9 protein-coding genes are annotated in these 10,809 nt (G+C 48.8%); 5 read left to right on the top strand and 4 right to left on the bottom strand.

Translation table 11 applies throughout. The features are described 5' to 3' along the window. Nucleotides 1-79: 79 nt before the first annotated feature. From HKN79_00525 to HKN79_00515, 3 genes are read left to right on the top strand one after another with little or no spacing between them, the layout of a single operon-like run. Entirely contained in the window at nt 80-1,255 is a 1,176-nt protein-coding gene (locus tag HKN79_00525; GenBank protein ID NNC82036.1) for an aspartate aminotransferase family protein, read from the top strand. A 39-nt stretch (nt 1,256-1,294) separates the two neighbouring features. After that, entirely contained in the window at nt 1,295-2,515 is a 1,221-nt protein-coding gene (locus HKN79_00520) for a T9SS type A sorting domain-containing protein (protein NNC82035.1), read from the top strand. Between the two features lie 10 nt (nt 2,516-2,525). Continuing rightward, a complete protein-coding gene (locus HKN79_00515) occupies nt 2,526-3,128 on the top strand; it encodes a GNAT family N-acetyltransferase (protein NNC82034.1) in 603 nt (200 codons plus the stop codon). Here the strand turns inward: HKN79_00515 and HKN79_00510 are convergent. From HKN79_00510 to HKN79_00495, 4 genes are all read right to left on the bottom strand, one after another. Beyond that, on the bottom strand, nt 3,123-3,422 hold the full coding sequence (locus HKN79_00510) for a transcriptional regulator (GenBank protein ID NNC82033.1): 300 nt from the start codon (nt 3,420-3,422) through the stop codon (nt 3,123-3,125). The genes HKN79_00515 and HKN79_00510 overlap by 6 nt on opposite strands. Next, the gene (locus tag HKN79_00505) at nt 3,412-3,984 is read right to left on the bottom strand and encodes a hypothetical protein (protein NNC82032.1); all 573 of its coding nucleotides are present in this window, start codon (nt 3,982-3,984) and stop codon (nt 3,412-3,414) included. Before HKN79_00505 ends, HKN79_00510 begins: the two co-directional genes overlap by 11 nt. A 154-nt stretch (nt 3,985-4,138) precedes the next feature. After that, on the bottom strand, nt 4,139-6,169 hold the full coding sequence (locus HKN79_00500) for a hypothetical protein (GenBank protein NNC82031.1): 2,031 nt from the start codon (nt 6,167-6,169) through the stop codon (nt 4,139-4,141). A 101-nt stretch (nt 6,170-6,270) separates the two neighbouring features. Further along, entirely contained in the window at nt 6,271-9,288 is a 3,018-nt protein-coding gene (locus HKN79_00495; protein NNC82030.1) for a T9SS type A sorting domain-containing protein, read from the bottom strand. Nucleotides 9,289-9,741: 453 nt separating this feature from the next. Between HKN79_00495 and HKN79_00490 the strand changes: the two genes are divergently transcribed. Both HKN79_00490 and HKN79_00485 read left to right on the top strand, forming a co-directional pair. Continuing rightward, a complete protein-coding gene (locus HKN79_00490; protein NNC82029.1) occupies nt 9,742-10,515 on the top strand; it encodes a 2-(1,2-epoxy-1,2-dihydrophenyl)acetyl-CoA isomerase in 774 nt (257 codons plus the stop codon). Next, the coding region (locus HKN79_00485; GenBank protein NNC82028.1) for a hotdog fold thioesterase at nt 10,512-10,809 on the top strand (298 nt) is incomplete at its 3' end. The genes HKN79_00490 and HKN79_00485, both read left to right, overlap by 4 nt.

Raw genomic sequence — 10,809 nt, 5'->3', positions numbered from 1 at the left:
TGAGATGTCAGAAGCCTTTTCTCATTTCAAGAAAGCCTTCTCCAAGAAAAAGGCTTAGTCCATCCCGTGTAGTCAAGTTATGCCACGCACTTCCCATCTTGCATCTACCTCACCCTACCCGCTAGCTCTGGAAGTAGACAGGGCAGAGGGTATCTACATATGGGATGCTGATGGGAAGAAGCACTACGACCTTATTGCTGGCATCGCTGTCAATAATCTCGGTCATCGACACCCTGCCGTGGTCAAGGCCATCAAAGAGCAGGTTGATCGCTATCTGCACATCATTCCCTATGGGGAGTTCACCCAGGAGCCTCAAGTACGCCTTGCTTCCATGCTGAATGAGGTCCTACCGGATGGATTGGATTGCTCTTACTTCGTCAATTCCGGTACCGAAGCGATAGAAGCGGCCCTAAAACTTGCAAAACGTGCTACGGGAAGGACCGAGTTGATCGCGATGAAACGATCTTATCATGGGAGTACCCATGGCGCCCTGAGCGTGACTGGGAATGAGAAGAAGAAATACCATGCTCGCCCCCTATTGCCCGATGTACGATTCATCGATTTCGATTGTCTGGGCTGTTTGAGTAAGATCACTGAGCGTACGGCAGCCGTCATTATAGAGCCTATCCAAGGAGATGCAGGAGTGCGTATCCCACGCAAAGAATACCTCCAAGAATTACGCGCCCGCTGCTCCCAGGTGGGAGCCCTGCTCATCTTCGATGAGATCCAGACCGGCCTCGGCCGGACGGGCGCTATGTTCGCCTTGGAACATTTCAAAGTCACTCCCGACATCCTATGCCTAGCAAAGGCCCTCGGTGGGGGCATGCCCATAGGCGCATTTATCGCCAGCCAGGACCTCATGGATCTATGGACTCATGACCCTGTGCTCGGTCATATCACCACCTTCGGTGGTCATCCGGTCAATTGCGCTGCGGCTGTCGCCAACATCCAGATGCTCAGAGATACCGATATCATCACTCGGGTCGAGGAAAAGGGGTTGCTCTTCGAATCCTGCTTGGACCATCCGAGTATTGTCGAGATCAGACGTAAAGGACTGATGTTGGCCGTGGAATTCGAGGATCCAGAGATCGTACAACGGATCGTCCATGGCTGCCTGGAACGCGGAGTGATCACTTTCTGGTTCTTGAGTGACCCGGTGAGCTTCCGTATCCAACCTCCACTCATCATCACCAAAGATGAGATCCAAGAGGCCTGTGCACGGATCAGAGAGGCCATCGATGCTGCCACCCTATGAATTCAATGATATGCGCTTTCGGATTTGCCTCATTCACCTGTGAGCCACTATCTTGAGTTCAAATCACTGACCATGCCCCTTCACCCTATTCGCTCCATACTGATCCTGTTCCTATTTGCGGTGCTTGCTGGAACCGAGGGTCACGCCCGATCCATTGAATTCGAATCAGGAGGTGATTGTGATATCACCGACATCTACATGGAATATCTCGAATGCGAGAATGGGCAATTCTACATCGACTTCGAGTTCGAATACTTCGGCACCTCTGACTCCTTCATCCTCATAGGCAACGGAGAAGAGTACGGCACCTTCTCTTATGGTGAATTGTACTATACGGTGGGTCCATTCGATGGTACAGTCGAGACCATATACGAACTCATCATCATAGACTCTGAAGATTCCTTTTGCTCGGGATTCATCGAATTCTCGAGTATAGACTGCGGTATAACCGATTGCGCTGTGGAAGGACCGGAACTCTTCGATTTCTACTGCGATACGGACAGCACCTACAGTTTCCTCCTGGCAGCGGAATTCATCGATCCAGGCAACGATTTCTTTGACCTCTGGGTCAACAACGAGTTCTACGGTTTCTATGCCATCTCCGAGCTGCCCATCAGTGTGGAGGGCATCACTCCGAGGGATGTGGAATACGACATCGTACAGATATGTGTCAATGATGATCCGGAATGTTGTGCGGTGCTGGAGTTTCTACCTCCAGACTGCTTGGAGCAGAGCGAGTGTAGCATAGAGATCATCGAGCTCTTCGAGTTCGACTGTGAAAGTGATTCCAGTTATCAATTCTATCTCGCAGCGGAGATTATTGAGCCTGGTAATGACTTCATCGAAGTATGGGTCAATGAGCAGTATCAGGGGTATTATCTGATCGAAGAACTCCCATTGGCCATCACCGGTATCATTCCCATGGATATCGAATGGGAATTCATCGAGGTGTGCATCAATGATGTAGCGGATTGCTGCTATTCCATGAGCTATCAAGCTCCCGATTGTACCATCAATTCTCTGATCGATCACACGTCATCGCTGGATCTACTCCAAACGCCAGATGGAATTATCGTCACAGGATTGGAAACAGGCCAGCGCTACAGTGCTGAGATCTACGATATGCAGGGACGCAGAATTTCTCAGAGCGTGATACCCAGTACAGGCCGGATCGATACCCGGGCCCTGAATGCGGGTGTCTATCAGGTGATCATAGGTACGGATGAACAAATAGTATCTTCCCTGCAATTCATCAAGTAGTTCGCGACCTATGCCAAGCGATTGGACATCCTTCAATCCTCATTCTTTTCTACTAGAAGATGATCGAGTCCTACTCCGCACCCTGAAGCCGGAGGACTTGGAGCATTTGATCCCATTTGCTGTAAAAGAGCCAGAGATCTGGACCTATTCCCTTCAGAATGCTGGAAGTGAAGCGTCAATGAAGAAATATATCGAGCGGGCCTTGGAGGATATGAAGAATGAGCGATCCATCCCTTTGATCGTATATGACAAGAAGCTGGAATCCTATGCTGGATCCACCCGATACTATGATATCCAAGTCCATCATCGCGCATTGAGCATAGGCTATACCTGGTATGGCAGAGACTATCAAGGCACCGGTCTCAACAAGCATTGCAAATACCTGATGCTGAAGAATGCATTCGAAGAGTGGGACTACGAACGGGTGGAATTCAGAGCAGATGCCAAGAATGCGCGGAGCATTGCAGCTATGAAAAGCATCGGCTGTACTGTAGAAGGCATCCTTCGCAATAATTGCACTTCACCCACAGGCCGCAGGGATAGTATCGTCTTGAGCATACTCAAGGATGAGTGGTACGCACGGGTCAAAGGTCTATTACAATCCAAACTATAGGTCCAGATACCCTTTGATCGCATTGACATACGACTCGAAGGCCTTCTTTCCCTTAGGTGCAATGCGGAGATAGGTCTTCGGATAATTGTTCTCGAAGGTCTTGTCCACCTTCACATACTCCGCCTCTTTGAGCTTCTTGATCTGGTGACTGAGATTGCCCTGAGTCGCGCCTGTTACTTCTTTGAGGTAATTGAAATCCGCTTTATTGACCTTCATCAATACCGATACGATGGCCAATCTGACCTGGGAATTCAGTACGCTATCTAGATCCTTGAACTTCAACTCACTTGGCATTTCGAAGCATAAGACCAGGGATGATGTAGCCGAGCAGCAAAGCCCCAGCACACAGCAATAATACCTCGACCCCTGGTACGAACACCGTAGCGATCGCACCGATGAACAGCACGATGCCACCTAGAATGAGCGGATTGAATTTGATATTCAAGCCCGTGATCAAGGTTCCTGCTCCAGAGATCATCAATATCAGACCTACAGGCTGCACGCCCATCTGACTGGAAAGGAAGAGTACGATGAAGAGACTGATGCCCAGACCGATCCACAGGTTCTTAGTGAACATCCCTGTATAGGTCTCATAGCCTACCCTCTTTGAATCAGAATATCCCTTGACTCCAGAGATGATCCCCCCGGCTACCATCAGCACGGGCCAAGCGATGTAGGGTGGGAAGGAGATTTCTGAGACGACTAAGAAGTAGTGGAGCAGACAGGCTATTCCTACCAAGAATCCCCAGAGTAGGAAATAGAAGCTATTCTGTTTCAGATTGTCCTTGTTGTCCTGAATGACCTTCGAGATGAGTTCCAAACTCTCTTCTGGGTCCAATGTCCTATCGTTTTCCATGATGATTGTTTTGTTAACTACAATGCAATATTAATGTAGTTTGCAATACAAACCAAATAAATCTTCAACTAAGCGCACACTACATCAGACTGTTCCCCCAGACTTGAAAAGGGAATGTCACTACTGGAAAGGCAGATACGTGAAGTAGAACGGTCTATCTAGACACTTTCAACACGGTGCTCAGAGCATCAGCTTCTACACGGATGAAATAGATTCCTGGAGTTGATGGAAAGAAGAAGTCAATCTGCTGCTGAGCACGATATGTCTCCTCAGCGACTTGCTTTCCCGTGATGTCGATCAAAGTGATATGAATGGACTCGAAATTCCTTCCCAGATCGAGCTGAGCAAGGCCCGACTCCCTATTCATCCGCAGTTGGATCTGCTGAGCGAGATTCTCCTCTAGACCTACCACCCAATCGAGACATTCTGATGTATCGGTACAGGTCTCGGTCACGATGACCGCATAGCTACCTGTGACTTCGGGTAAGAAGCTCTGTTCTATCGCTCCATCGACCATATCACCGGCACAAGTGATCCATTGATAGGCGGCATTCACGGCATCTGCGATGAATCCATCCATGGTCTGTGTTACGCCCACATTCACTTCAGGAATAGTCAAGTCGATGGTGATGATAGAGTCACATCCTGTAGAATTAGGGATGGTATCGCTGTAAACACCTGAACTGGTCCACGTATAGTTACCACTCGGTGAGGTATAGCTATCACAAGCGGTCACACTCTGATCGGAGCTCGTATTGGAGCATTGAATGAGTTTTTGGGTGAAGACATCGAAATTTCCATCTGCGGTAAGGGTGAATGCCTCGCCACTCGGATCGAAGTCGGCTGTCTGTTCGAAATAACCGGTCGTATAGATGGCATTGTTCTCATCGAGTTGTATGCTGATAGCGCGGTCATCGGAACCCCCTCCTATCTGTGCCGCCCAAACGAATTCCCCACTGGAATCCAGTATGCTCTGGAAAGCGTCTTCACCTCCATTAGCTATAAGGAATGTAGCCCCATCTCCTGGATCGGCATCGATGCCGAACTCGAAACTTCCGCAGAGATAGACTTGTCCGCTCCCATCTACATCTACTGAAAAACTGATATCCTCTCCGAAGCTTCCAAAGGACTTGGCCCAAGTGAATGCACCTGAATTGTCCAACTTGGTCACAAAAGCATCATAGACTCCCTCTGAACTGAGGTCGAAATTGGCTGCACCGGGATCGAAATCGCTGGTATTGGAGAAATATCCCGTCAATAGAATACTCCCATCCGCATCCAAGGCAATACCACGGCCTTGATCCTCTCCATCACCACCCATTTGCTTGGCCCATTGGAATGATCCATCTGCAGCTAGTTTATGGACGTAGATATCGAAGTTACCAGCAGAGGTCAGATTGGAAACTGCAGCACTGGGATCGAAATCTGCTAGACCCCAGAAAAATCCAGTGGTATAGATTGCACCACTTGCATCCACCACCACATCATGTCCTTCATCATCTACCGATCCGCCTAGTCGTCCGGCCCAGATAAAATTCCCATCTGCATTGAGTTTGGCCACAAATGCATCATAGCCTCCAGCAGGAGTCAGTGTGGACGTACCGCTACCCGGATCGAAATCAGCCTCACCATTGAAGGCCCCTGTCAGAATTATATTCCCATCATTGTCCAAGGTCAGCGCGTAGCCTATCTCGAATTGAGCACCAGTGAATTGCTTGGCCCATACGAAGTTCCCGTCACTATCCAGTTTACTTATGAAACAATCATAGAGCCCTCCTGATGTCATATTGAAGGTACCTGCACCCGGGTCGAAATCTATCGTCTCTGAAAAATACCCTGTGGTATAGACATTTCCGTCCCCATCTGTGACCACATCATATCCCACATCGAATGAACTCCCACCGAATTTCTTGGCCCATAGGAATTGCCCATCGGCATCTACCTTACTGATGAATACATCATCAAACCCTGAATTACTTAGCTCGAATGTTCCGGGTCCGGGGTCGGTGTCTATCGTACCTTGATAGCTACCTATCGTCAATACACTGCCTTCAGCATCCACAGTCACGCCATTGGCGATCTCAAATCCCTCGCCCCCTATCTGATTGGCCCAGTCGAATTGCTGCGCAATAGAGCAGAAGCAGATGGAAAGAACGAAGAGCGAAGAGTATATGTATTTGATCATATGAAATATGTATTCAGGGGTATGGATCGACTATCTATGAGACATACCGGCCCTTGTCCATAGATGTGGACCAGCCGGATTCTTTGAATTTAATTCTGATTTTACTCTACTATGAGTCTTCCTTGATGTTGCTGACCATTCTCAGCAAGTACACGATATATGTATACTCCTTGATCCAGATCGCTCACATCCAATCGGTAGACCGAGGTGCGGACATTAGCCACGTCTTTGACCACGATACCGGTTGGAGATGCAATGGTCAAATCATAGTACTTCCCTACCTCAGCCACACTGAAATTGAAGAAGTCCTTGGACGGATTCGGATGCACCGTTACGACCGATGAACTGCCCGGATTGAAATACACGCTCGCTAGATCGGAATCCTTGAAGGTTCCATCTTCATCCGTCTGGCGCAGCTTATAGTAGGATAGTCCGCGTATCGGATCAGGATCTTTGTAGGAGTACTCAAGGATCTCACTCGAGTTACCTGCTCCATCGACTCTTCCGATCTCTTCAAAGGTCATCCCATCTTCGCTTCGGAAAACAGTGAAATAATCATTGGATATCTCACTGGCCGTGCTCCATACCGTCTTGACTACGTCTTCCATGGGAATGGCTTCGAAGTACACTAGATCGATAGGCAGTACAGAAGGACAATCAGGTGATTGTGGAGCCGGATAGGTCAACTCAATGGTCAGATCATATTCTATCAGCTGACCATCCTGACCATCAATTACTATGTAATAGGTGCCATTGGGCAATGGGGCATTTCCAGTAGGTCTCAGTCGGAAGCATGATGCATCACTCGAGAAATTCATGATGGTCTGCGTACTTCCTGAGCAGTTACCAGGCTCCATGACCTGGACCTGAGCCACATTGCCAGGTGTACCTCCTGTAGTGACATTGTCGAATGTGATCACACAGGTAGGAAGATTGCTCAAGCAACTGTTCACCGAGAATGAGTGGATGGAAGTCACATTCATGATATTGTTGATTCCTCCTACATAACTGACGTAGGAACCTGTACATCCTTCATCCGCATCACCGGCCGGTGTGGACCCTAGAACAGGTTCGTTAGGACGTACCCCTGTACAAGCCGGATTCTCTCCTGCTGTAGCTGGACTATAGCCATTTCCTATCATACCAGCATTGCTCAATCCATTATAAGTCCATGATCCACTCGCATTGAAATCCGAGCCCATGTATCCGGTATTAGGACCTGAAGGACAATCATCCGATGTATTGGGTCGAGGTATGGCGGATTCAGCACAGAGGTTGAAAGTCGCATTACCCGGAGGATCGAATCCACCGAAGTCCCAGAATCGGAGGTAATAAGTACCAGCTGGGAGAAGTCCGATATTCAATCTAGGGTGCACCGGTGTATTACAGGGAGCCTCATCCCTTCCGCTACCAGCTTCATTACCCGGAGGAGCTCCGAGAACATCTCCGGCCGAACAATCGATCTGGGTCAGGCCGCTAATACTGTCTGTTCCACAGACTCCCGTAGGTGTCCCCTCATAAAGCCCCATGACCAGTAGTGCATTTCCTTGTGGAAAGGCATGGAGGATGGTGGGAGGAGAAAGTGCCGAGGAGACCGTGAATTTGAACCATATATCGTGGAAGACATCATTGGTATCCAAGAGGAGGTCCAGACCATTGCAACCTCGTACCCCTTCGTTCTTCAAGGGCTGGTACGTAGGGTCGTCTTCCGTTGTTCCTGGACGATTGTAGACATAGTCGTATTCACAATCGAATGGATTGGTGATTCCCACAGGATCGATCAGCGTAGTGATATCGACTGCAGAGAAAATGCAATCATTTTCTGGTAGAGGCGTGTAATCCACATTAATACAGAAAGGTCCAGTAGCTGTACCGTAGAGGTCCACCCGGATGTAATAGGTCGTTCCTGCAGTCAAAGTAGCGCTGGCCATTGCGGCAAGAGTATTATTAGTTCCATCATCCTCACCACACCCGATCTCGGTAAATGACCCACAAGTTCCTTGGAATATCTGCACTTGGGAATCCGGATTATCCGGTTCATTATCCAAGGATACCAAGTGAGGTCCTGTATTGGTGGGAGTCACAGTATACCATACCGTATTATCTGGACTACCAGTACCGAGCCAGCAGGAGCCAGCAGGTGGCTCTCCGAGCTCTGTGGAAGAACCGACATTGGTACCTGGAGTACATGGCGCATCCACTGTCAATGCTATGGCATTTGCGCAATCATCATTGGTCGCGGTAACGACCCTGGTGACTTCGATACAGAATGGTCTTCCATTATCAGAACCATTGACATCCACTTGCACATAGTAGGTGGTCAAAGGGGCCAAGGTCACCGTAGTGACAGCAGCATCTAAATTAGAGGTACCTCCATCTTCATTACATCCTCCTGTCACGGGTGTAAGGGCTCCACATGCACCTGAGAGGACCTGGACCTGAGAATCGGTCTCTGGAAGATTATCCAATGACACTCTATAGTCACCGGCAGCACCCGTAGTGAAAGTATACCAGACGGTCTGGTCGGGGACAGTGGCCCAGCACGCAGCAGCCGGCTCTCCGATTTCTACAGAAGCAGCTGCATTGGAACCAGTGGTGCACGCAGCATCCACGGTCAAAGAAATAGCATTGGCACAATCATCATTGGCAGGTGGAGGCACGTAAGCAACATCTATACAAAATGCTCCTCCATCAACGGCCCACAGGTCCATCTGCACATAATAGGTGGTCAAAGCTGTAGCATTCACTGTCGCTATTGCAGCAAAACTGTTATCGACTCCATCATCCTCGCTACAGGCCACGGGTGTGAGCGCTCCGCAGGTTCCACTATACACCTGTACTTGAGAATCAGGGTTGGGGTCATTATCCAGACTGACTTGATATACCCCGGCCACAGACGTGGTGAAAGTGTACCAAAGCGTCTGATTCTCCGGACCGAGCAAGTCCCAACATGCCGGGCTAGGCTCTCCTAATTCGGTGGTCGCACCGATGGTATTGCCCGCAGTACATGCTGCATCTACGGTCAATGCAATGGCATTGGCACAATTATCATTGGCAGGCTGAGCGAAGCCGGCAATGGACATAAGAATAACATGTAGGGTAAGTAGGTGTCTTATCATGGTCAAGCGCGTGTAAACAGATTTCGAAGTTGGCCTTTTAAAAAGGCCGCACTAATATACGGATTCTTATCATATTAAACAATGATTTTAATTTGTCTACATTATGGTATTAATTACCATAACTTCTTGAAAAACAATATCGTATTCAAGCGCATGAACCGGTATCAAGACCCCTGAACACTCGGTTTTGGCCTCCTTCTCATCTACCAGGATCTACTTCAGAACGTCATTTTTTCCGACTAGAGATTTTTTAGCTGAATTCACAATATATTTCAAGGACGTGATTCATTCTATTAAGTTGAAAGACTTGACCGAATGTCAAATTTCGTTGAATAGAAGTCCGACCTCACTTATGCCGAAGACTGTCAGAATGATTCAAAATCCGGTCTGACGCATTTCAATTAGGCAATGAAGCTACTCGACCATCCCGGATTATCATCTACTTTAGGACCTATGAATGCAGTGCTATACGAGAAGAAAGATAAAGTAGGGTACATCACCCTCAACCGTCCAGATGTGCTCAACAGTTTCAATATCCCTATGGGCAAAGAACTCCGGCAAGTATTGGAAGAATGCCGGGATGACGATTCCATACGAGCACTTTACCTGACTGGAGCCGGAAGGGCTTTCTGTGCAGGCCAAGAACTTCAAGAAGCCATCGCCCCAGACGGACCGGGTATCGGCACTATAGTGGATGAGACCTACAATCCGATCATCACCCTGATAAGAGAAATCCCAAAGCCTATCGTTTGCGGGGTCAATGGTGTAGCTGCAGGTGCGGGGGCCAACATCGCTCTGGCCTGTGACATCACCTTTGCCGTAGAATCAGCTAAGTTCGTTCAGGCTTTCAGCAGTATCGGCCTGATACCGGATAGCGGTGGCACCCATACCCTCCCCCGCCTGATCGGCTACCAGCGAGCGGCAGCTCTCATGTACACGGCCGACAAGGTTAGCGCTCAAGAAGCAGCCGATATGGGGATGATCTATCGCTGCGTGCCGGATGATGGCCTGAGTGAAGCCTATGCCTTTGCCTCCCGATTGGCCAGCCGTCCCACTAAAGGAATCGGTATGACGAAAATGCTGCTCAATCAAAGTCCGGTCAATACGATATTCGAGCAATTGACGCTGGAACGAGATGCGCAGATCAAAGCTTTTGACACTGAGGATTGCAAAGAAGGAGTCAACGCATTTCTCGAGAAAAGGAAACCAGAATATACAGGTCGATGAGCCAGCATAAGGACATTGTCAATCACATGATGTCCCATGATCGCTTCAGCCAGTGGTTGGGAATCGAGATCAAGGAAGTGCGACTAGGGTCCTGCATCTTGGAAATGACCGTCAGAGAGGAGATGTGCAATGGATTCGGAGTATGCCATGGAGGTATCCAATTCTCCTTGGCTGATAGCGCACTTGCATTCTCATGTAATGCCCATGGGATGAAGACCATGAGCATAGAAGCCTCCATCTCCCACTTTGCACCCGTGCATATAGGTGATGTGCTTACTGCACGGAGTAGTGAGA

The sequence above is a fragment of the Flavobacteriales bacterium genome (assembly GCA_013001705.1).
Lineage (GTDB): Bacteria > Bacteroidota > Bacteroidia > Flavobacteriales_D > JABDKJ01 > JABDLZ01.
The sequence above is the reverse complement of the archived record's forward strand: the minus strand, read 5'-3'. Positions and strand labels throughout refer to the sequence as shown.

Bases quoted from the DNA above. Each gene is read 5' to 3' on its own strand.
- HKN79_00525 (NNC82036.1), top strand. From the start codon at position 80: ATGCCACGCACTTCCCATCTTGCATCTACCTCACCCTACCCGCTAGCT.
- HKN79_00515 (NNC82034.1), top strand. From the start codon at position 2,526: ATGCCAAGCGATTGGACATCCTTCAATCCTCATTCTTTTCTACTAGAA.
- HKN79_00510 (NNC82033.1), bottom strand. From the start codon at position 3,422: ATGCCAAGTGAGTTGAAGTTCAAGGATCTAGATAGCGTACTGAATTCC.
- HKN79_00505 (NNC82032.1), bottom strand. From the start codon at position 3,984: ATGGAAAACGATAGGACATTGGACCCAGAAGAGAGTTTGGAACTCATC.
- HKN79_00500 (NNC82031.1), bottom strand. From the start codon at position 6,169: ATGATCAAATACATATACTCTTCGCTCTTCGTTCTTTCCATCTGCTTC.
- HKN79_00495 (NNC82030.1), bottom strand. From the start codon at position 9,288: ATGATAAGACACCTACTTACCCTACATGTTATTCTTATGTCCATTGCC.
- HKN79_00490 (NNC82029.1), top strand. From the start codon at position 9,742: ATGAATGCAGTGCTATACGAGAAGAAAGATAAAGTAGGGTACATCACC.